Origin of the sequence: Paenibacillus pinisoli (genome assembly GCF_003605435.1) — a bacterium.
In the GTDB taxonomy this organism is placed as follows: Bacteria; Bacillota; Bacilli; order Paenibacillales; family Paenibacillaceae; genus Pristimantibacillus; species Pristimantibacillus pinisoli.
The window spans coordinates 690422-712805 of the sequence record NZ_QXQB01000003.1; the positions used below are offsets into that span (position 1 = coordinate 690422).

General features: G+C 54.5%; 21 protein-coding genes. 5 read left to right on the forward strand and 16 right to left on the reverse strand.

The genetic code is table 11. From position 1 onward, the window contains the following. Positions 1–70: 70 nt before the first annotated feature. The gene (locus D3P09_RS16450) at positions 71–424 is read right to left on the reverse strand and encodes a VOC family protein (protein ID WP_120112144.1); all 354 of its coding nucleotides are present in this window, start codon (positions 422–424) and stop codon (positions 71–73) included. A gap of 30 nt (positions 425–454) precedes the next feature. After that, a complete protein-coding gene (locus D3P09_RS16455; RefSeq protein ID WP_120112533.1) occupies positions 455–1333 on the reverse strand; it encodes an ROK family protein in 879 nt (292 codons plus the stop codon). Between the two features lie 241 nt (positions 1334–1574). On the opposite strand from D3P09_RS16455, the gene D3P09_RS16460 reads away from it, so the two are divergent. After that, positions 1575–2096, forward strand: coding sequence for a TlpA family protein disulfide reductase (locus tag D3P09_RS16460; protein ID WP_120112146.1), 522 nt, complete (start codon positions 1575–1577; stop codon positions 2094–2096). 146 nt (positions 2097–2242) lie between these two features. Here the strand turns inward: D3P09_RS16460 and rbsK are convergent, their stop codons facing one another. From rbsK to D3P09_RS16505, 9 genes are all read right to left on the reverse strand, one after another. Beyond that, entirely contained in the window at positions 2243–3160 is a 918-nt protein-coding gene (gene rbsK / locus D3P09_RS16465; RefSeq protein ID WP_120112148.1) for a ribokinase, read from the reverse strand. Positions 3161–3205: 45 nt separating this feature from the next. Further along, entirely contained in the window at positions 3206–5317 is a 2112-nt protein-coding gene (locus D3P09_RS16470) for an ADP-ribosylglycohydrolase family protein (RefSeq protein WP_120112150.1), read from the reverse strand. Positions 5318–5382: 65 nt separating this feature from the next. Next, positions 5383–6534, reverse strand: a complete 1152-nt coding sequence (locus D3P09_RS16475) for an ADP-ribosylglycohydrolase family protein (RefSeq protein ID WP_120112152.1) — start codon at positions 6532–6534, stop codon at positions 5383–5385. Positions 6535–6546: 12 nt separating this feature from the next. Continuing rightward, positions 6547–8046: an extracellular solute-binding protein gene (locus D3P09_RS16480; protein WP_120112154.1), complete on the reverse strand. Its 1500-nt coding sequence runs from the start codon at positions 8044–8046 to the stop codon at positions 6547–6549. Positions 8047–8110: 64 nt separating this feature from the next. Further along, positions 8111–8986 carry a carbohydrate ABC transporter permease gene (locus tag D3P09_RS16485; protein ID WP_120112156.1) on the reverse strand — a complete coding sequence of 292 codons (876 nt, stop codon included), beginning with the start codon at positions 8984–8986 and terminating at the stop codon, positions 8111–8113. Positions 8987–9001: 15 nt separating this feature from the next. Then, a complete protein-coding gene (locus D3P09_RS16490) occupies positions 9002–9895 on the reverse strand; it encodes an ABC transporter permease (RefSeq protein WP_120112159.1) in 894 nt (297 codons plus the stop codon). A gap of 2 nt (positions 9896–9897) precedes the next feature. Then, positions 9898–10224 (reverse strand): DUF4387 domain-containing protein, encoded by a 327-nt coding sequence (locus D3P09_RS16495; protein WP_120112162.1) that lies wholly within the window; start codon positions 10222–10224, stop codon positions 9898–9900. Between the two features lie 200 nt (positions 10225–10424). Beyond that, complete coding sequence (locus tag D3P09_RS16500; RefSeq protein WP_120112164.1) at positions 10425–11774, reverse strand: acyclic terpene utilization AtuA family protein; 1350 nt, start codon at positions 11772–11774, stop codon at positions 10425–10427. Positions 11775–11869: 95 nt separating this feature from the next. After that, positions 11870–12568, reverse strand: coding sequence for a FadR/GntR family transcriptional regulator (locus D3P09_RS16505; protein ID WP_120112167.1), 699 nt, complete (start codon positions 12566–12568; stop codon positions 11870–11872). A gap of 218 nt (positions 12569–12786) precedes the next feature. On the opposite strand from D3P09_RS16505, the gene D3P09_RS16510 reads away from it, so the two are divergent. Continuing rightward, a complete protein-coding gene (locus D3P09_RS16510; RefSeq protein WP_165867470.1) occupies positions 12787–15270 on the forward strand; it encodes an alpha/beta fold hydrolase in 2484 nt (827 codons plus the stop codon). A gap of 86 nt (positions 15271–15356) precedes the next feature. Here D3P09_RS16510 and D3P09_RS16515 read toward each other — a convergent pair whose 3' ends face one another. From D3P09_RS16515 to ilvD, 4 genes are all read right to left on the reverse strand, one after another. Next, positions 15357–15989: a hypothetical protein gene (locus tag D3P09_RS16515; protein WP_120112172.1), complete on the reverse strand. Its 633-nt coding sequence runs from the start codon at positions 15987–15989 to the stop codon at positions 15357–15359. An 87-nt stretch (positions 15990–16076) separates the two neighbouring features. Further along, complete coding sequence (locus tag D3P09_RS16520) at positions 16077–16700, reverse strand: GyrI-like domain-containing protein (RefSeq protein WP_243644241.1); 624 nt, start codon at positions 16698–16700, stop codon at positions 16077–16079. A gap of 95 nt (positions 16701–16795) precedes the next feature. Further along, positions 16796–17761 (reverse strand): helix-turn-helix transcriptional regulator, encoded by a 966-nt coding sequence (locus D3P09_RS16525; protein ID WP_120112174.1) that lies wholly within the window; start codon positions 17759–17761, stop codon positions 16796–16798. A gap of 118 nt (positions 17762–17879) precedes the next feature. Continuing rightward, complete coding sequence (gene ilvD, locus D3P09_RS16530; RefSeq protein ID WP_120112176.1) at positions 17880–19574, reverse strand: dihydroxy-acid dehydratase; 1695 nt, start codon at positions 19572–19574, stop codon at positions 17880–17882. Between the two features lie 247 nt (positions 19575–19821). Here ilvD and D3P09_RS16535 point away from each other — a divergent pair, with 247 nt between their 5' ends. Next, entirely contained in the window at positions 19822–20253 is a 432-nt protein-coding gene (locus D3P09_RS16535; protein WP_120112178.1) for a hypothetical protein, read from the forward strand. A gap of 52 nt (positions 20254–20305) precedes the next feature. On the opposite strand, the gene D3P09_RS16540 is transcribed toward D3P09_RS16535, so the two are convergent. Next, positions 20306–20788 carry a DinB family protein gene (locus D3P09_RS16540; protein WP_120112181.1) on the reverse strand — a complete coding sequence of 161 codons (483 nt, stop codon included), beginning with the start codon at positions 20786–20788 and terminating at the stop codon, positions 20306–20308. A 141-nt stretch (positions 20789–20929) separates the two neighbouring features. Here D3P09_RS16540 and D3P09_RS16545 point away from each other — a divergent pair, with 141 nt between their 5' ends. Beyond that, positions 20930–21484, forward strand: a complete 555-nt coding sequence (locus tag D3P09_RS16545; protein WP_120112183.1) for a CGNR zinc finger domain-containing protein — start codon at positions 20930–20932, stop codon at positions 21482–21484. 93 nt (positions 21485–21577) lie between these two features. Continuing rightward, positions 21578–22297 carry an NAD-dependent protein deacylase gene (locus tag D3P09_RS16550; protein ID WP_120112185.1) on the forward strand — a complete coding sequence of 240 codons (720 nt, stop codon included), beginning with the start codon at positions 21578–21580 and terminating at the stop codon, positions 22295–22297. Positions 22298–22384: the final 87 nt, after the last annotated feature.

Consider the following 22384-nt stretch of genomic DNA (forward strand, 5'->3'; position numbering starts at 1 on the left):
GAAAGCCTCCAGCTCCGCATAAAATTGCAGAACTGGAGGCTTTATCTCTTTCACAAAATAAAGACCCGTATTAATACTCGCATACTTCCAAAGCGTTGCCATCAGGGTCATAGAATGCAAAATACTTTGCCCCGTATTCCAAAATCCCCTCTACTTGCACATCATGGGACTTCAAATAGGCGAATGCTTCTTCGGCATTAGCAACATAGAAATTAAAGGCAGCACGCTTGGATTGAAAAGCGGTCTCGTCATCGGTCAAGCACAGCGTGAGAGAAGTCTGCCCGAACAAGATGCATTGGTATTCGCCCTTCTCGCTCCTCCAGCCTAGACTGCCGCCCATGATGCCGGTATACCATTCTGCAGCTCTGTCTATGTTTCTGACTGGAATAAAGACTGTATCGATATGCTGAAAAATCTTGGTCATCTTTTTCCTCCTTCTAATCATTCTAGACCGCTAAGCCTCCGCCGCTTTCACAGCGAGCGCCAGTGCGCCGCTAATCCCTGCCTTGTCGCCCAGACCCGGACTTACGATATAACGATCAATGTCCCGGTCCAGCGCAGGATGATGCACATAGCCCTTTAGCAGCTCTTTCACCTGCTCTCGGATAAGAGGGAACAGATGCGCCTGATGCATGACGCCTCCACCCAGAATCAGCCGCTCTGGCGACAGGATCAAGATGTAGTTCATGAGCGCCTGAGCGATATAGTAGCTTTGGAAGCGCCACGCGGCATGATCCTCGCCAAGCTCGGATGCATTCACTCCCCAGCGCGCCTCAAGGGCTGGGCCTGCGGCAAGCCCCTCCAGGCAATCTCCATGAAACGGGCACTTCCCCCCATAATGGTCCTCGGGATGGCGGCGCACGATAATATGCCCCATCTCCGGGTGCGTAAGGCCGTGGACAAGCCTGCCCTCCGCTACGGCACCTGCGCCAATACCCGTGCCTACCGTCATGTAGAGGCAGCTTTGCAGCCCTTGGGCCGCTCCCCACAACAGCTCGCCCAGCGCCGCGGCATTGACGTCCGTATCAAAGCCCACTGGTACCTTCAGCTCCCGCTTCACGTAGCCGACCAGATCATAGCCGCTCCAGTGAGGCTTCGGCGTCTTCGTGACAGAACCGTATGTCGGACTGTCCGCATGGACATCGACCGGACCGAACGTCCCGATGCCGATTGCCTCGATCTCTTTGCCTGCGAAATAAGCCATTGCCTTGCTCATCGTTTCTTCCGGCGTGGTTGTCGGGATGGATACCGTATCCTGTATCGTGCCATCCTCCGCGCCGATGCCGCATACAAACTTCGTTCCCCCGCCTTCGATCGCTCCATATCTCTTCACGTCTGCATTCCCCGCCATTCTTGTGCCTGTTTTCTATTAACGTATCAGCAAGTCCGGCAGATTTCAAGCTGGCAGCGAATAAACGCAGGGAACCCCGCTGTCATCAGACAGCGGGGTTCTCATTGGCAATGCTTGCTGGCCAATCCCATATGGAAAAACAAAGGGGGAAAGGCTATATTTTCTTCCCCTAATCGTATATAGTAAAAGTGCTTTCCATCTTTCAGATCGGAGTGAGAATACCATGACAAAGCTGCGTTTTGGGGTCACCTACGCGCTGCTGTTCGTCGCGATTGGCGGGATCGGCGTTCTGATCTATCAATTCTATAATAATGACACTCCCGTATACGCCTACCAAATGGATGAATCCATTATGCTGCAGGACTTGAGCAGCCGTAGCTATGTATCCATCGATTACTCCGACAAACCGACCGTGCTTCTGTTCTTCACCTCCTGGTGTCCCTATTGCAACGAGGACGCTCCGAAGATTGTTGAGCTGCACGACAAATACAAGGAATTCATTAATGTGTATGGCATTAATGTCATTCAGCGGGACGAATTGTCCGAAGTCATCGGCTACGTCGAGAAGCATAATATCGACTATCCGGTGCTGCTGGACGAGTCGAATCAGCTCTATACGAATTACGGCAGCCACGGCTTCCCGTCCATGTTCTTCATTACGCCCAAAGGCAAAACCATCGATGCGATTGTCGGATCAGCGGATATGGCCTATATCGAGGAATCCTTCCTTAAGCTCATGAACTAACAACGCGACAAAAGCGCGCGACTCATCCCCAATATCATGTTCGAGCCTTATCATGCAGAGAGCACCGCGCGTCGGGAGATTCGGGCCGTGCGAAAAAAGCCTCCGTTCGCTCATCGCGAGCAGGAGGCTTCTTCTTCCTACTTATGTTATGAATGGCTTATCAAAAAGGCTTCGATCTCCGCTTTGTCCGGAATCGAGGATTGCGCGCCCGGCCGAGTAACAGCCAATGCGGCAGCAGCGGCGGCGAAACGCAGCGCTTCCTCGGTTGCAAGACCATCCGTGCACGCTGCGGCGTAAGCGCCGATGAACGTGTCGCCCGCAGCGGTCGTATCGACCGGCTTCACGCGGAACGCAGGCACGGCTGCGCGAACGCCAGCAGCGCTGGCATAAAAGCAGCCTTGCTCGCCCAGCGTCACGATGACGCTGGCAGCGCCTTTGGCCAGCGCCCGCTCTGCAGACGCTTCAGCGGAAGCGAAATCTATAACCTTTACGCCAGTGACGACAGCTGCTTCTGTCTCGTTCACAATCAGCGTGTCGATCAGCGGGAACAAGTCGTCCGAGAGCTCTCTCGCCGGCGCCGGATTCAGAAAGACGCGTACGCCTTGCGCGCTCGCGCTGCGAATCGCAGCGACTGTCGTCTCCCACGGAATCTCATTCTGCAGCAGCACCGCATAAATGCCATCCCACTGCACGCCGGAGGCGATATCCTCTTCGCTTACCTTTCCGTTCGCCCCGGCGGACAAGATGATATTGTTTTCGCCTTCCTCATTGACGGTAATGAGCGCTATGCCTGACGTCCCTTCCTTGCGCAGGACCGAATCCGCCTGCACGCCCTTCTCCGCCAAAGATTCGACGAGCGTATCGCCGAACGGATCAAGCCCGACAGCGCCGACCATGGTGCACGCCGCTCCCGCTCTGGCGGCAGCAACGGCCTGGTTGGCTCCTTTGCCGCCCGGTACAAACTTCGTGCCGCTGCTGTGAATGGTCTCTCCCGGCAGCGGGAATTGCTTCACGTTGCTAACGACATCCATATTGACGCTTCCGATAACAAGCAGTTGCTTCAACGCTGCAACGCTCCTTTCCCCTAATCGTGCTGTGCTTTATTCCTATTATTCTACTTCTGTATATACCCGCACGTCGCGAATTTCATTTTCGACCGGTCCCAGGCTCCCGAAGCCATACATGCCGCTTGCGAAGTAGCCGTCTCGGCATTCTAGAACATTAACCCCATTAATAAATAGGTCAAAATGATCCCCGTCCGCAACGACCTTCATACGATATTCCTCGCCATGCTTCCAATCATACGCTGCGCTGATTAAGCGCTCCTGCCCGAAATCCTCGCGGATGAAGGAGACCTTGCCCGCTCCGTCTAGGCCGGCCAGATAATGGCGCTTAATGCCCTGCGCCCGCGTAATAAGCAAGTGGCTATCCCCGGCAATCGGCTTAACCGTCGCTTCTACAATGATCCTGCCGGCATAGTAGTTGCCAGAGTATGCGGAGCAGTCCGTCTCGCTTACGCAATGCAGCGCTCCGTCCTTCAGCTCCCACTTGCCGCGGTGCTGGGCGAATGGCGTGACCGAGCCGAACTCCTTGTATTGCTTCGCAAAATCTATGGCGTACTCCGCTGCTCCCGTCACATGGAACCGCCCCAGGAACAGGCTGCCGATCGCACGGTTCAAGAGCGGAGAATCGCTCTCCAGCACCCAGCCGATCTCGTCGATTACAGCCCCATCGGTGTCCGGTACCGTAAAGACAACATCGGTCCACGCTCCGCATACAGGCGCGAACGAGTCCAGCTTCACTTCTTCCTTCGTATGCGTGTTGCGCACATACGGCGTAAGCGTAAGCGGCTCTCCCTCCCATTGGTCGAGATAGAAGGATGCTGATACTTGCTGTCCCGCAGCGATAAGCGGCGCAAAGGTGGGCTTATACTTCTCGTCATTGAACTCCTCGCGCCGGTAGAACGGCTTGAAGTACAGCTTGCTGCTGTCGCCTGTCACAAGCCGGTCGAACACCACTTCAAGCGAGCCGCGGCTTTCCTTCGTATGCTGCGCGGAATGCCGGACGACCGGTGTCTTGAAGCTGTTGCTCGTACGGAACCCGTGCGTCGAGCCCGGCAGGTCGAAGTCGAAGTAGACCTCTCCCTTCTTCACGCGCTGAGCCAGCCCCTCCGGCGCTTGCTCTCCGTTCATCCGGTAGCCAAGCAGCGCCAGCTCCTTCGAGAAGGTCGGGAAGTCGACCAGATTGAGGTAGCCGGAGACGCTGGAGGCGACGATAAAGTCGTTGATCGGCTTGCGGTAATGCGCCGGAATGCCCTCCAGCCCTGCCATTACGCCCAGTATAGTTCCGACGTTGCCCGCGTTGCAATCCGTATCCCAGCCGCACATCGATGCGATCTCGACGGTACGCGCGAAATCTCCTTCGCCGTACAGCATCGCCAGCACGCATACGCCCGCATTCGGAATGATATGGCAGACGCCGGTATATTTGTCGTAGCCCCAACGCCCATCCAGGTAGTGCCAGCAAGCGCGGAAGTCCTCCGGATTGTCGCGATGGAACTCCATGACGGCATGGACCACTTTGGCATAGGTAGAGTCGGCCGGAATAACGCTCAACCCAGCCTCGATGACATCATCGATGGACTTGGTCTCGAATGCCTTGGCGATACAAGCCGCCATGAAGCGCGCGCCGTACAGCCCATTGCCGTCATGGGATACGCTGGCCGCCTTCTCTGCGTAGTCCGCCGCTTTCTGCATATTGCCCGGGAACAGAAGGCCCCAGGAATCGATAAAGATCTGGCCGCCGATCTGCTCAGCCATCTCCAGCCCGTTCACTTCGATAGAGCCGGATCGAGGGGCGGGAATGCCCCTCTGCAAGTTCAGATATGCGGTATGCTCGGTGCTGACGTTCTCGCCGCCCCACCAGAACATGCCGATGCCTTCCCTGGCGTAGTTCAACCAGGCCCTGCCGACATCATCAGGCTCCAGCTCACGGTTCACAGCGTCATCATACAGCGCCCGCAGGAAGAAGACCGGTCCATTCGCATCGTCATCTGCGGAGAACGTCTTGTATTCCTTCACATAGGTGCGGATATCTCCGTATACGTCGCGAATGCGGTCATGCGTCCATACGACAGGCTCGATCGGCGCTCCCAGCCGGATGCCGACATTCATGCCGAGGAAGCCGGCATAGATCGTTTCTACATAGTTGTTCGGTATCATTGCTCTCACTCCCGTCCCTATTGCGCTAGCTAAGTCTCTTTATCTACAAATATCGTCTCTGGCTGCTATTCCAATATGCTCCTCCTTGCTTCATGCGCGCGGAGATCATCCTTGATGATATTCGCCGCTACATCACTGAATTGGTCGGCAATGGCGAACAGGTCCAGACGGTTCACCTTGTTTAGCTGTTCAATATCGGACGTGCTGATCACTTCGTGCCCATACATCGCTCCCAGGATGACACCAGCCATTACACCGATAGAATCCGTGTCGCGTCCGGAGTTGACCCCGTCCAGAATGGAGCGGTAATAGTCGCCGTCGTTCAATACGATGAACGCAAGCGCCATCGGCAGCTCCTCGATTGACCACAAGCGGCTTGGCGTATAGTGATTGCTCGGCACGCCTACCTTGTCGATATGGCGGCTGACATCGTCGCCCATAGGCGAATACTTGAGCATAATGGCCTGGAATTCGGCGATCACCTTATCCATATCGTCCCGCTCGGCGCGCAAGGCTCTGGCCTTATTCGTCAGCTCCTTAATCGCAGCCTTGGTGCCGTCCTTCGCCAGCCCTACCGCCGTCTCTACGATATCGTCTACCGTCACGCCCGGCTCGAACGCCTTGGCTACGCAAGCGGCGAGCACGCCCGCCGCCTCCAGCCCATAGCTGTTCTGATGCCCCATGGCGAACAGAATCGCTTCGTCATACGCCGCCTTCGGATGCCCCGCATTCACAATCCCGATGGGGGCGATATACATCGCCGCCCCGCAGTTCACCATGTTGCCCATGCCGCCCTCTCTCGGATCGCAGTTCGCCAGCACGTGCCGCATAAAGATATATTTCTCGGGATAAAACAGCCGGTCTATAATGTACGTCTCCTGATTCAGCTCCGGCACGAACGTCTTCCGGAAGGCAATCTCCTTCACGAACTCATTGCCCATATCGTAGGCGTCCAGATGCCGTCCTTCAGTGTTGTACACGTTCATCAGCGCAACCGTCATGAGCGTATCATCGGTCACAATGCCGTCGCCCCTTACTCGCCCAAGCCGGACGTCTGCGGGCAGGTCCATCTTATGCCAGCGGGTCATGATCGACTCCACTCTGCCATATTGCGACTTGATCCCCTCATAGGTCAGCTTCTCGATTGGCGCGCCCATTGCGTCGCCCAGCGCGGTCGATGCGACCACGCCTCTCACTCGGTCACGAAACGAAGTCATGGCATTAGCTCCTTACTTGATGTTTTCGTTAGCGTATTTTGTAATGTCCGTGCCGCCTGCCGCATTCCAAGCTTCTACGAACTTGTCGAACTCGGACAGGTTTTTCTTGCCGGTAATGAAGTCAGTCGCGTATTCCTTGTACAGGTTGTTCATCGCATCCCAGTTCGCAATGTATTGCTCTGGAATGATAAAGTTATTGTCTTCCGTGTAGAAGTCGGCTGCAGCTTGCAGCGAGCTTGTGCCCGGCTCGCCCAGCAGAGGCGTCTTCAGCGGCGTCTCGGATTTCATCTCAAGCGGCTCCCAGAAGCGCGCGTACCATTCGCTGTAATATTTGTCGTTCAGCTCGATCTGTCCGTCCGCTACTGTGTAGTGCTCATTCTCAAAGCCAAGACGGTCCAGCATTTGGCCTTTCGGGCTTGCGAGGTAATCGAATACCTGGAATGCCGCGTCCTTATGCTTCGATTGCGAGGAGATCGCCAGACCTCTGGACTCCTTCGTGACATCGGTTGCCCCGAAGCCTTGCGCGACGCCTTTGGCAGGAGGCAGCACGACCAGGTTTGCGCCGTCGCCGTTCAGCTCTTTCATTCTGCCGTCGTACAGGTCGATGATTTTGCCCGCAGTGCCTGTGATGACTGCCGCATCGCCCTTGTAGAACGCATCTTCCTTCGTATCCCATTGCTTCGTGATGAATTGCGGGTCAAGCAGTCCTTCGTTATACAGCTTGTTGTAGAAGGCGAGCTTTTCTTTTTCGTTCTGCGATACTTTGGAATATTCGTATGTGCCGTCTTCCTTCTTCAGCCAAGTTGTATCCAGGCCGAAAGCGGAGTTGAAGATGAAGTTGATCTCTGCGATATCGCCGGCTGCCGTCAGCGCGTAGCCAGGCTTGTCGCCGCCAGGCTTCTTCTCGACCAGTTCCTTGAAGAAGGCATAGTAGTTGTCGATGGTCGGATCCGCCAGCAGTGCCTTGGAGCTGTCCATGGCGTTCAGCCAATCCGCGCGCACGACCGGCGTTTTGGACGCAAGCGGCTTGATCCACAGCAGGTATGGATAGCTCGCCATTCTTGTTGCGTTATGCGGCTCGATGATGTCTTTCACATACTTGGATTGTTCGATATATGGCGTCAGGTCCTCCAGCAGGCCTTGCTCGGAGATTTGCTGGTCGCCGCCTTGGAAGTAGATGATGTCAGGAATCGTCCCGCCCAGCAGGAGCAGATTCAGGTTCTCGGCATAGCTGCCTTGCGCCAGGTCGACCAGCTCGAACTTCACGTTCAGCCCTTCGTCTTCCTTAAGCGCTTTCTCTAGCGTCTCAAAAAATTTGACGGAGACCGGGTTGGCCGTTCCCTCGTCTTTGTATACGATCTTCAGCGTGACAGGATCAGCGCTTGGATTCGGCGATGCGGTTCCGGGTTCATTCGACGGTTGGTTGCTGCCAGGCGAGTTCGAGTTGGAGCTGCAAGCGGCAATAACCGTAACCAGCATTGCAATGATGAGTACCAGACTTACTTTTTTCATGGTTGATTCTCCCCTTTAATAAATTGGCACTTCCATTCCTGCTTTCGCAGTGTGTCTTCCCGAGCTAATCCTTCACCCCTCCCTCAAGCGCTCCTTTCGCGTAATACTTCAGAATAAATGGATATAGGATCAGCAGCGGCACAATCGCAATCATAATCGTACCGGCCTGCAGGGAAGCAAAATCAAAGTTGACTGAGCTGTCGAACAAGTTGTTCTGGTTGCCGATAATGGACGTATTGTCTTTCCTGACGACGAACTGCCTTAGCACCACCTGCAGCGGCCACTTGCTCGGCTCGGAGATATAGATGGTCGCCCGGAAATATTCGTTCCAGCGGAACACGCCGTAGAACAAGCCAAGTGTCGCCAGTCCCGGCTTCGACAACGGCATCATGATGCGGGTATACATGCGGAAGTGTCCAGCCCCGTCGATCCGCGCCGCCTCCAGAATCTCCTCCGGAATGTCCTGGAAGAACCGCATCAGAATGAACAAGTAATACACATTGATGGCTTTGTACAGAATAAGCGCCGTCAGCTTGTTCATGAGCCCGAGGTCCTTCACCAGCAAATATTCCGGAATAAGCCCCGGCTCAAATACCATGATGACGATTAGGAAGAGCAGCACCAGCTTCTTCCCGATAAAATTCGTTCTGGCCAGCACATACGCCGCCATCGACGTCAGAATCAAGTTGAGCAGCGTGCCTGCGCCCGTAATCCAGACCGAATTGACGATACTGCCCGTAATAAGCGGATTGGACAGGAGCAGCTCGTAGTTCATCAGAGAGAAGCCTTTCGGAATAAGATCGAGGCCGCTCATCAGATGGGCTCTTCCAGGTGCCGTCAGGGACAGCGCCAGCAGGTTCAGGATCGGAACCAGCACGGCGAGCGTGGACAGAAACAGAATGGCATAGATGATGATTTTCGATAGTTCCAGTCGTCTCATTGCTTGATCCCTCCTCTACCAGACGCCTTTGCCTGAGATGCGTTTTGAGATGAAATGTGTGCCCAGAATAAGGACGATGCCAATAACGCCCTTGAACAAGCTTGCTGCCGTCGCATAAGCGAACTGGCCGTTGCCGATGCCGATCCGGTATACGTACGTATCCAGAATGTCCACGACGCTGATGACGGAATCGTTCATAAAGTTGAACACCTGGTCGAAGCCCGCATTCATAAAGAAGCCCAGGTTCAAAATGAAGACGGTTACAATTGTGCTGTATAGATGCGGGAGCGTAATGAATGTCATCTGCTGGAGCCTTGTTGCTCCGTCAATCTTCGCCGCCTCGTACAGCCCCGGGCTAATCTTCATAATCGCCGCAAGATAGATGATGGAATCCCACCCGGCGCTTCTCCAAATCTCCGATACGACGAACACCCAGCGAATATGGTCTTTGCTAGTCATATAGTCGACAGACGGAAGGCCGAAGAAATTGCCGATCAGGTTCACGCCGCCTTCGGTCGGATTCAGCAAGCTGATCCAGATGCCCGCAATGACAACCCAAGACAGGAAGTGGGGCAGATAAACGACTGACTGTACGTACTTCCGGTACTTCGAGCTGCGCACCTCATTAATCAAGAGCGACAGCGCGATCGGAATCGGGAAGACGAAGATGATTTTCATCAAGCTGATAATAATGGTGTTCTGCATCACCGACGCGAAGGCTGGTGAGCTGAACAGGACGTTAAAGTGCTTCCAGCCGACCCAGACATGATCGCCAAGGATGCGGTAATCCTGGAAGGCCAGCTTCATGCCGTACAACGGTATAACATGAAAAATGACAAAGTAAAGAATGGGCAAAGCGAGCATGGCATACAGCACCCAGTCCTGCCGCATGCGTCTTAGAGCTTTCATGTCTATCCCTCCTCTGCGGTGTCGATGGCTAGCATCATAAGAGGCGCATGCTGTTGGGCGCCGTATACGTCACGATCGCCGACTGTGCCTGACGAGATGTCCCGGGAGATCGTAATTTTGAAGCCAAGCGCCTGATCGAAAAAGACCAAGTGATGAATCTGCTCCTCCGCAATGCCGTACAGCTCGCAGACGGTAGCTTTCGTAATGCGTCCGGATGCCTTCACCATACGGTAGTTCTCTTCGGAATCGAACAATACGTCTAATGTAAGCTCGAAGGGACCGGAGTTTTTGCTTCTCAGCACCTTCGCTAGCTGGCCGAGTTGGGTCATGTTCTATCCACTCCTAAAAGTTTTGCTTCAGCAAAACTGACTTCGTAAGCATTGACTTAGTTTTGCCTAGCGTAAACGGCTGTCGCCGACTTTTTTGAGGTAAAGCTTCGTTTCGCGTTTGAAATATAAGTACTGTATAGGTACAACCTATACGATCTTATATTTGAAGCAAAACTGACTTCGTAAGCATAATCTTTGGCTCAAATCCGCTCAATGCGGAAGCTTTCCCCCGACATCTCCATCAGGTGGTATACCGAAAATTCGTACACCGGACCGAATTCGATATCGCTTGGCGCGAACGGGAAGGCGAGATTGCCAGCCGTCGACTTCCGTCCTTCATAGCCGTAATGCAGGAAGGTGGATCGGACGGTGGCACATAGGCTGCTGGCCAGCTCCTGCGTCTTCGCCACTACTTCGAACATGACGCCGACCTCATGCCCCCGGAACGTCTCCAGCTCCTTGCTCCCCAGAACGCCGTTAATGCCGTAATTATAGAAATGAATGCTGTAATCGGATTCCGGAATATCGCTGTAGTAATCCTGCGCTCCTTGCTTCACCAGCGCCTCGACCTCCTCCAGCTTGCCGATCAGAATCGGATCGCGGATGCCGGCTACGACAAAGGTACGGTAAGCGACCAGCCTTGCGCCTTCCAGCTTGATGTTGTAGGTGTCGGCCGGGATGAAGCGGCTGCCCGTGACCCGTACGACGCCCTCCTTCTGCTCCTCGAACCGGCAATGCTCCAGATCCAGCGTGAAGCCCGGTCCATGCAGGATGTAAGGGTGCTCTTTCTCGTAAAAGGTATGGGCCGCCACGCTCGTCGGGCTGCACTTCCGCGCCGGATTCAGCGACTGCACCAGGAATGCGTCATCGGTAATCGTGCCGAGTATGCTGTCCTTGGTCGTACCTGGCTCCGCGCATAACGCGCCGCATTCCAGAATTTTGCCCAGATGATAGGATAGTCCGGGGTCTTTGCCGTGGTAGATGCCAATCGCCGCGAATGGCGAAGGATCATAAGCGCGCCCGCATACAATGATATCGGCGCCCCCGTGCAGAGCCTCCACGATCGGCTCGTGGCCCATCTGGGCAACGATGCTGTTCGTCTCGCGAATCGCCGCTTCATCCAGCGGAGGAATGTTGGGACTAAGCCCGTGAATGCGGCCTTCGCGTCTCGCCTGCACCACTTCCTCCTGCGTAAAATCTGCCCAGATAACGGATATGTTCGCCTGCAGATTGCGTTCCTGCAATATCTCTTGGATAATGTCCAGCGTCCAGTTCACATGCTTCGCCGCGCCCGAGCCGCCTGCCGACCCGATAATGATCGGGATGCCCCGGGGAACGCCGCCGGCAATCATAATGTCCAGGTCCTTCTTCGCCGCCCGCTTGCTGACAATCGAGACGCCTGCGCCCAGCTTGTGCGGACCTGCGTCCGTCGATCCGGCATCGACGACGATCCCGTGAATCTCTTGATCCATGCCTCTCAAAAAGGATTGCTCCGGGAATCCGTATCCCAGCATGCCGCATGGCGATAAAATCCGAATGTCTGTGTTCATGTGCAATCCCTCTTTTATGCTATAAATTCATTCATGCAAGATTTGGATAACTGGGTGATCCAATTTAATGAAGAGAGGGCAAGATTTCCCCCTGCTTACGCATGAACGTAGTTTTTCTGAATATTCTCCTTCACTTTGCCCAGATGATGAAGCAGCGCCAGCTTGGCTTTGACCGGATCCCGTTCCTTAATGGCCTGAACAATAAGCTGATGCTCCTCGTAGACTTCGCTCTTGCGGCCCGGAATCTTCGCCGTCTTGCTGAGCGTCCGCTGCAGCAAATCCATATGCAGCTCAATCATATTGACCAATACGACGTTATGCGTCGCCTTCGCGATGGACAAGTGGAATGCCTGATCCGGCTTGGACCGGTCCTCGCTCTCCTGGTCGATCTCGCCCCACTTCTCGAACGCCGCCTCGATCTCCTCAATATCCTCCGCCGTAGCGCGCTTCGCCGCCAGCTCGACGATCCCTGTCTCGAACAATTCCCTCGCTTCAAGCAGCTCCATAATGGTCGCCCGCTCGATATTGTCCATAATGCGGTTCTTGTCTTCCGCAACGTCAAGCGCCTTGCTGAGGAATCTGCCTCCGCCGGGCCTTGCGTCAATCAAGCCTTCGCGCTCCAGAATGCGGAACGCCTCGCGCAGCGTCCCCCTGCTGATGCCGAATGCCTGAGCGAGCTCCCGCTCCGTAGGCAGCACATCGCCTGGGGCCAGATTGCCTTCGAGAATGAGGTTTTTGATCTGTTCGATGACATCCTCGTACACCCTATGGTATTTAATCCGTTTAATGGTCATATGAATACCCTTTCACTTCGTAATGCGCTAGCGGCAATTGGTCCAAAATTGGATCACCCAATTAGCCGCATCACTAGAATAAACGTTACTCGCCTATAGTGTCAAGTAAAAATGCAGCGCTTTCATTAAGTATTGACAGGTTATTTCCATCATATTAGTATAGTAATCGGACAATTGGATGACCCAATTAAGCCATATTGCCAACTGGAGGGATGTTCATGTATCGCAGCAAGAAGAAGCTCGCGGCTGCGCTGCTGGCGGCTGTCATGACCTTCTCCGTTGCCGGCCAGATGAATCCTGCCGCTCAAGCCGCGGGACTGACCAGCCGCACAACGGATGTCGTAACGTTCGCCTCGAATGCGCTCGCGCAAGACCGTAAGCCCGGCAACGACGAACTGACTTACAAGCTGTATCTTCCGAAAGGCTATGATGAAAACCGCAAAGAAGGGTATCCCGTGCTCTATCTGCTCCATGGCAGCTGGGGAGACGAGAAGGGCTGGGACGATTTCTGGAGCACGCTTGACGAGATGATTGAAAGCGGTTCCATCGATCCGGTCATAGCCGTTGCTCCTGCATCGGGCAACAGCTACTGGGTGGACTCCGACAAGTACGGCGCTTACGAATCTGCGGTCACGAAAGACTTGATCGCGAAAATCGACAAAGAGCACAACACGATTGCCAATCGCGGCGGACGTTATCTCATGGGCTACTCCATGGGCGGGTATGGCGCGCTTCGTTACGGCATGGCGTACCCCCAGCTATTCGGAGCTGTAACGCTGCTTAGTCCAGCGATCCAGAAGAACGAGCCCCCTGCAACATCCGGCGCTGTCGAACGCGGCTCCTTCGGCGACCCCTATGATCCGTCGCTCTGGACCGCGAACAATTACCCGACAGCGATTGAGAGCTATGTGAAGCAGCCTTATCGCGTTCCGGTCTATATTTTCGCCGGGGACGACGATTGGAATCATCTTAGCGAAAAAGAAGATTTGCCTGCCGATTCCTATAAATACAATATGGAGGTGCAAGCTGTTGAGCTCTATCAGGAGCTGCACCGGAAGAATCTGTTCGGACTGCCCTTCGAGAAGTGGGAGGATGTGCCGGGCAGCCCTGCCGAGCTTCGCATTATCGATGGCGGCCATGATACGGACCTGTGGCTGACCGGCTTCCGGGACGGACTTCGGTATATGATGGGCAAGCCGGAGAGCGCTGAGCTTGATCCTTCCTACAAAGCTGAAAACTACGCGCCAAAGCGTCAAGGCACCGTTACAACCGAGACGGCAAAGCTGGCCAGTCTGGCCGGCAATACGGAAGGCTCAGTCGGGACGGAGCTGAGCTACCGGCTGTATCTGCCGCACGGCTACACAGAGAAAGCATTGACCCGTTATCCAGTCATGTACCTGCTGCACGGCAGCGGCGGAACGGAGACGAGCTGGGATCAATTCTGGCCGATTCTCGATTCCATGATCGAAAGCAAAAAAATCCCGCCCGTTATTGCCGTAGCGCCTGTAACAGGCAACAGCTATTGGGTGGACTCCGGCAAATTCGGCGATGTCGAATCTGCCGTCATTCGGGACCTGATCCCGCTCATAGACGATACTTATCCAACCCTTGCATCCCGCGAAGGGCGCGGACTCGTTGGCTTCTCTATGGGCGGCTACGGCGCGCTCCGCTATTCGCTCGCCTATCCGGAGCTGTTCGGCGGCGCCTCCTTGCTAAGCCCGGCGATCCAAGACGGCGAAGCTCCGGCGACATCGGGCGCAGTGGAGCGCGGCTCCTTCGGCGAGCCGTTCGACCCTGCGCGCTGGGCGGAGCTGAATTACCCGCAAGCGCTGAAGGCCTACGCGGAGAAAAAGCTGCCCGTCCCGATGTACATCATCGCAGGAGATGATGACTGGAACCATCTCAGCGAGCAGGAAGACTTGCCGAAGGACGCCAACCGCTACAACATGGAGGTGCAGGCCATATCGCTGTATCAGCAGCTTCACCGGTCGAATGTGTTCGGCTATTCGTTCGAGAAATGGGAGGATGTGCCCGGCAGTCCCGCTGAACTGCGAATCGTGAACGGAGGCCATTCCATGAGCGTATGGGCGGAAGGCTTCGAGCAAGGCCTGCCCTATCTGTTCAAGAACGGCCTGGAGGCTGGAACGGCGGGCTTCAAGGATATCGAGAAGCATTGGGCGAGGGCGGATATTGAAGCTCTTGCCGCCCAAGCGATTGTGGCGGGCCGCGGAGAGGGACGCTTCGCGCCGGAGGCCGACATTACACGGGCCGAATTTGTATCTCTGCTTGTCCGGGCGTTTGATCTGAATGCTGAGGCTGAGGAGGCCGACCCGTTCTTCGATGTGGCGCAAGACGCCTGGTATGGGGATGCGCTCGCTGCAGCTATGAAAGCTGGCATCGCCCAAGGCAACGGCGACGGCAAGTTCTGGCCGGATAAGCCGATTACCCGCGAGGAGATGGCAGTATTCGCCAGCCGCGCGATGGAGGCTCGCGGAGCTGCTCCAGTGAAATCTGAGCCTGGCTCAGCCGCAAGCTTCAACGATGAAGCGCAGATTAGCGCCTGGGCGCTGCCGGCCGTTAAGCAGACGACGGAGCTTGGGCTGCTCCAAGGCTACCCGGACGGCACATTCGGCCCGGCGATTCAAGCAACAAGAGCGCATGCGGCCGTCATCCTGAACCGCTTGCTTGGGATTATAGAATAATTAAAAAGCTGGTTTCGGTTTTACACCGAAATCAGCTTTTTTTATCGGAACTATTTTCCGCTAGATTGCATTAACCGCCTGCAGCGCTATTCCCCTTCGCCTTTTCTTGCCGCCCGAACGCGAATTACCCCATATGCGGCGAAGCCGACAATGCCGAGTGGAATCGCAGCATACTGCCATGCAAATGACGATTTTTCATCGGTTGGTGTGGAAGCTGCGGCTGCCAGCCGCGCTGCGGATTCGTCTTCGGCTTTTTTTACCGATTGAAGCTGAAAGCTGTCAGCCCCATTCAGTTGCAATGGAACCGCAGAATCGAAGTGCAGTTGAATCTCTCGCTCTTTCAAGTAAGCCAAATCATCCGCCGCCTCGTCCAGCGGTTTGGTTGGAGAGCAAAGCGGCAGCTCCCACTTGCCGTTGTCCTTCTTCAAGTAGAAGAGATAGCTCTCCCCTTCCTTACTGGTTCCCCAGTCTGCATTCTCGTACACCTTAATGGAGGTTTCCTTCACCTTTTTAAAGCTTTGCAGGACTTTCAGCTTAAGGATATTCTTATGCTTTGACTCCTTGATCTCGTCTACCTGAGCAACAACAATCCCGTCGTAATGCTCCGCATTCTCTTCTATGTTCGGCTGCTCCATGCATTTTAGCGCATCCGCCCGCTGACCAGGCAGAGCCAGATAACAGACAAGCATCAACGCTATTAGCGCCAGTGTTCTCGCCATCCCCTATCACCTCTTGCCTATTCAGACGCAAGCATGGAAGGAAAAGGTTGCACACGACTATTCTGGCTTGCCAGCCAGCCTGCTTGCTTAGAGCTTCCTAACGGGCATCCGCAATATCGTTTTTCGGCTTGCAGGGGCACTTTTTCGCGGATCGGACAAATAAATTTCGTGATGCGGCCCGTTGCCGGTCAAACCCTGACGGGTCATATAGCCATGCAAGCGCTCCAGCGTGGCAGGTTCATCGCTATAAGGGCCGATATGCATAATTTGCACGCACTCGCCTTCATGAATAGGAAGAAAAGCTATTGCCTGAATCAGTCCATTCAGCGCAGGCTTCTTCTTGCCGGCTGCAAGCTTCGCGATGACTACCTTATCAGCTGTCACAAAATCAGGCATCCGAATGAGAATCCGCCAGCGCCACTCCTCGCGCGGGACCTTAAGCGGATCTTGGGCACCCGAATCGACCCACCACAGCCCCTCCAGCTTGGCTACCGTAAAATCCGCTTGCTCGCTCTTGCAGAGCCCTTTGACGCCATAAGCAACTGTATAGAGCGCTTCTGTCGATTCCCGGAATGCTTCTCCATTGGGATCCCCCCGCCCTTCTAAAGCCAAATAGTTCAGCTCCGGAAAATTGACAAGTCTCGGCTCAAGCGCTGCCGTGTAATAAAGCTTGTCCTGCTTGGCCAAATCCAGCTTCTGTCCATTCATCATGCCATTCATCACCCTTCTATATCAGATAGAGCCACTATACAACAGCTTCCCTGACAAGATGGCTGTCAGGGAAGCTGTCGGGCTGGCAGATGAGTTCAGGATTCATGATGTCGGGCCAGCTCCCTCGCGAGTGCGACCAGAGCTTCCTTCAGTGACTGTGGCTGCACCACCTCGATCTCCTTGCCGAACGAAAGCAGCATATGGGGCATATAAGCCATCATCGCGTCCTCCGCAAGCAGCAGGCTTGCTTCACCCTCGCTCCGTTCAATCTCGGCGCTGTGCTTCAAATACCATTGGCTGCAAATCGCGCTCAGCATTTCTTCGCTAGCCTTTAACGTAACCCGCACCTTTTGACCGGCATGCTGCTCCGATGCAGCCATATAATTGGCCAAATAAGCTTTTGCCGAGAAGGATTCCGGACGCGCGAATCGGCTTCCGTCAGGCGACGCCTCGCGGATGCGGTCCCCTCTGAACACCCGAATCGACTCCCGGTTATGGCAATAAGCAATGATATACCAGCGCCCTTGCCGATACAGCATGCCATAGGGATCTATGGACCGGGAGCCAGGAGGCTCCTCAGCCGTTTTCGCATAATGGATCTGCAGCGTCCGGCCTTCGATAATCGCTCCATCGAGCACATCCAGCACGCGCTGCAAGCCGTCTGCCTTGTCCGGCTCATCCACTTCAATGCCTGTTGTGCTCCGCTCCAGCTCCTCCAGCTGCGACGCATTCAGCCGATGCCTAATCTTATCCAGCGCCCTTATGAGCGAATCTGAATACGGATAATGCGCCTGCTGCGCCAGCAAGACGCCATGCGCCATCGCCTTCAGCTCGCTGGTGTCGAAGAACAGCGGCATGCCTGCGAAGCTGCTTGGCAGGCTGTATCCTCCGCCATGTCCCGCCTCGGCAACGACAGGCACACCGCTCATGCTAAGCGCATCAATATACCGGTATACGGTTCGGACGCTTACTTCCAATTCCTCGGCGATCTGCTCGGCAGTTACCCGTTTTCTGGAGCTTATAAGCCACAGTACGGACAGCAAATAATCCAACTTAACCATAATGGAATACGCCTTCCCGCAAAGTTGCCAGCTTGAAACCCGTCATCATATCCGTCCTTTACCCTGGAATACAGAAAGTATAGCATGCCGCACGGCCGAGCTTAAGGGGACTTACAGGTTATGACTCAGGCAGATCAGTAACTGCGCCTTTGTTCGCCGACGATACAAGCCGGGCATACTTCGCCAGCGCGCCGGATGTGCGTTTCAGCGGCGGCTGTACCCAAGACTTCCGACGCCGGTTCAGCTCTTCATCCGTTACGTCGAAATCCATTCTCTGCGTCTCGCTGTCTATCGTAACCATATCCCCGGTGCGCAGCAGCGCAATCGGCCCGCCAGTCTGTGCCTCCGGCGCGGCATGCCCGATGACAAAGCCATGAGAGCCGCCGGAGAAGCGGCCGTCGGTCAAGAGAGCCACCTCGCCGCTTAAGCCTTTGCCGACAATCAGCGCCGTCACCGACAGCATCTCCGGCATGCCCGGTCCGCCCTTCGGCCCGCAATATCGGATGACCAGCACATCGCCGCGCTGGATTTCATCCCGGACAATCGCTTCAGTAGCGGCTTCCTCGCTGTCATACACTTTGGCCGGTCCGGTGAAGCGCAGCTTCTTCATTCCCGACATCTTCGCAATCGCCCCGTCTGGCGCAAGGTTGCCGCGAAGCACAACCAACGGCCCGCTAGATTTAAGCGGCTCGTTGAACGGACGAATGATCTTCTGGCCCTCATGAAGCGGCTCGCTTGCCGCCAGATTGTCCGCCAGAGTCCGCCCTGTAACGGTCATGCAGTCGCCATGCAGCAATCCTTGCTCCAGCAGCAGCTTCATCACACCAGTGACGCCGCCCGCATCATTCAAGTCCTGCATAACGTATTGGCCGCTTGGCTTGAGGTCAGCCAGATGCGGAACCTTCACCCGGATGCGCTCGAAATCATCGTACGTCAGCTCCACGCCTGCGGAGTGAGCAATGGCGATGAGATGGAGGAACGCATTCGTAGAGCCGCCAAGCGCCATAACGACCGTAATCGCATTCTCGAATGCCTCTTTCGTCATAATGTCTCGCGGATAGATGCCCTTCTCCAGCAGCGCAATAACTGCGGCGCCCGCTTCCTCGCATTCCTCCGCCTTGCGTCCTGCGATGGCTGGCGTCGAGGCGGAGCCCGGAAGGCTCATGCCCATCGCCTCGGCAGCGGCCGCCATCGTATTGGCGGTGTACATGCCGCCGCATGCCCCAGGTCCTGGACAGACGCTGCATTCCACTTTATGAAGCTCCTTCTCCGTCATTTTCCCGTCATGATATTGGCCGACCGCTTCAAAGGCGCTTACGATATCGACCGGCTTCCCGTCCAGTTCGCCCGGCTGTATCGTCCCGCCGTATACATAAACGGATGGAACATTCAGTCGCCCAATCGCCATGAGACAAGCCGGCGTATTCTTGTCGCAGCCGCCAATCGCCACTAGTCCGTCGAACCGCTCAGCGCCTGTTACAATCTCGATGGAATCAGCTATTGCTTCGCGGCTCGGAAGAGAATAGGTCATCCCTTCGTGCCCCATTGAGATCCCGTCCGATACGGTTATCGTATTGAAGATCAGCGGCGCCCCTCCATGCCTAGCCAGTCCCGCCTTCGCGCTGAGAGCCAGCTCGTTGATATGCATATTGCAAGGGGTAACCTCGCTCCAAGTGCTCGCTACGCCGATCATCGGCTTCTTGAAGTCCTCGTCCGTAAACCCGACTGCGCGCAGCATCGCCCTGTTCGGCATCCGATTGGCGCCCTCGCTGATCACCCTGCTGCGAATTCTCAAATCCTTTTTGCCCGCCATACCCATCACTCCTTTGCAATTGATCGCTTCTTGTAATATGCAATATATCGCATATGAATGCGAAATTCAATCATTAATTTATGTATGCAGGCTTGGTTAATGAATTTAGTTATTCTCCATAGAATCGATGTGCAGCACGGAACTTTACGTTGCGCTTCAGCAGGAAGACGAATATACTTGGAAAAAACTATGAACGGAAAGATGGCAAGAACGCTTGATTGCAACTACACAAAGGAGGCCTGCCTTCATGAAGAATAGATCTATTCTAACTATCTTGTTGATGATCGTCTGTGCCGTTCTTATTGCAGATCGGCTTACCTTTACTTCATTCCAAAAACAAGTCTTGAAGCCATTAGAAGACAACGAACCGATTAAAATTACCGTTAACCGAATATCCGATCTGGCCAGGCTGACTATAAGAGATGAACAAACGATGCAGAGCATCTTGGGGGATCTGGCGAATACGAAGCTGTGGAAAGTAAAAAGCACGCCTTCAATCGGAGATATACACTTGCGGATCTATCATGCCGATGGGCGCTCTATCGATCTTGATATTACAGCAGACAAACGTTACGTCACGATTACGGAACACCCTATTCATACCAGCTATAAGGTGTTGAAAAATGATGGTGATTATCTGAAGACGATAGAAACTCTGGAATGGGAGTATCCTGAATGACAAGACGGCTCTCCGAACTGCCGGAGAGCCGTCTTGTCATGTTGAGCAACGGTTATATTGGACGCCAGACGCCCAGCTGTCTTCGAATAAGTACGATTTGGCCGCTATGGTACGCATCATGCAGCTGCCATCTGGCCAGCTCTTGCCCGATTGTAGAGTTGCCGAACGGCTTCTCCAAATCTTCATCGGACAGCGATGAGATGGTTTCCTGCAGGCCTTTCGCCAGCTCATGCGTTCTAGCGACCACAGCCTGCCAGCCCGCCTCGTCATCTGCACTGCCTGTTGTACCGAAGGTGGCTTTGTTGTCCACTCGCGTTCCCAAAGGCAGATCCTTCAGCCTGTATAACAAATCTTCATTGTAATAATTAATATGAAGCAGCGTCTGCCATATGGAGTTGCCGCCCCCTTCCGGCTCCCAAGCTGCGGCCTTCGCCGTCAATCCGTCAAGCGCAACGGCCAGCGGCACAATCCAGCCTTCTTTATTCCAGGCCTCTTCCCTTTGCTGCAGCAGCAGCTCAACCTTGCTCAATCCCATAAACCCGTCAGCTCCTCTCAACTTGTAACTAGCTATTATTGATTTGGAACGTTACAATGAAAAAGTACCATATATAACTATTCATTGCAACTACCTATTTCAATATAGGTGGTTACATATATAAGTTGGAGGTCAGCAAGAATGAACAAGCTATGGACCGACTTTGCCAATAGCTTATGGCATGATTGGAGAGGCGACGGTCATACGGAGGATCGGCTGCTCATGACAAAATGGCAAGCTGCCTTCCTGGAAACCTGGAAGCTTCAGGCTCCCCTTCCCATTCCAGCAGGGGAAATAGCGGGCTTGCAGCAATTTAGAGAAAGTCTGAGGGGCTTTGCGATCCAATTATCTATGGATACCGCCATAACCCAGGAAATGGTGGATGCCATTAATGAAAAGCTTGGGTTAAGCCCAGCTACACGCCAATTAAAACAAGACGATGATGCCGTTCAAATGGTATGGCTGCCGCAAGAGCACACTTGGAGGAGCGTAATGGCGGAGGTAGCCGCCAGCTTCGCGCAGTCGCTGGCTGCTGGACTAGGCAGCCGAATTCGGATATGCGAAAACAATAACTGCAAATGGGTGTTTCTTGACGATACTCGCAATCGATCCAAACGATTCTGCGACGACAAGATGTGCGGCAATCTCATGAAGGTTCGGCGCTTCCGGGAACGGAAAAAGTCCGATTCTACGTAAGGCAGATTAGATTAAGGCTGTCCGAGCAAAACAGCCGACTGTCTTTCATATAATACTTTAAAGCTCGTGATGCAACTGAATGGGGTGAGAGATTTGAATCCTAACGAACAAATGGCAGAAGCGCTTAAGCAAGCGAAACGGATCGCCGTCTTGAGCGGCGCCGGCATCAGTACGGCCAGCGGCATACCGGACTTCCGGTCCCGCGGCGGCATATACGATCAAGAGCTAGACGTGGAGACGATCCTCTCGGAGACGTATTATCACCGTCATCCCAAAACCTTCTGGGCACATTTCAAAACGATTTTCCATTTCCATGCGATCCGGCAGTATGAGCCTAACCCCGGCCATCTGTTTCTGCGCGAACTGGAACAAGCCGGCAAGCAGGTCACCATTATTACACAAAATGTTGACGGGCTGCACAGCAGAGCGGGCAGCAGCCGCATTCTGGATGTGCACGGCTCCATCCATACAGCCCACTGTCCCAAGTGCCGCACCACCTATGGCCTGGAGCATCTGATTAGCGAGGAGATTCCGCGCTGCGGCAAGGACGGATTCATATTGAAACCGGATGTGGTGCTATTCGAGGGAATGGTGAAGCATCTGGAGGAAGCCTTTGAGGAAGCGGCGGAGGCCGATCTGTTCCTGGCCATCGGAACGTCGTTAAAGGTTTATCCCGTTAAGGAACTGCCCCGCTACAGCAAAGGCCGCCGAATTCTGTTGAACCGCGAGGCAACTGAGATGGACGGCTTGTTCGATATCGTCGTTCATGGAGACATAGTGGAGACGTTCCAAGCGGTTAAAGCGTCGTGGTGAGAAACTGGCATGGACAAATGAATGAGTAACAATAGGACAAGCAAAGCCCCTGTGGCGGCCAATGGAATTGGCTGCTGCAGGGGCTTT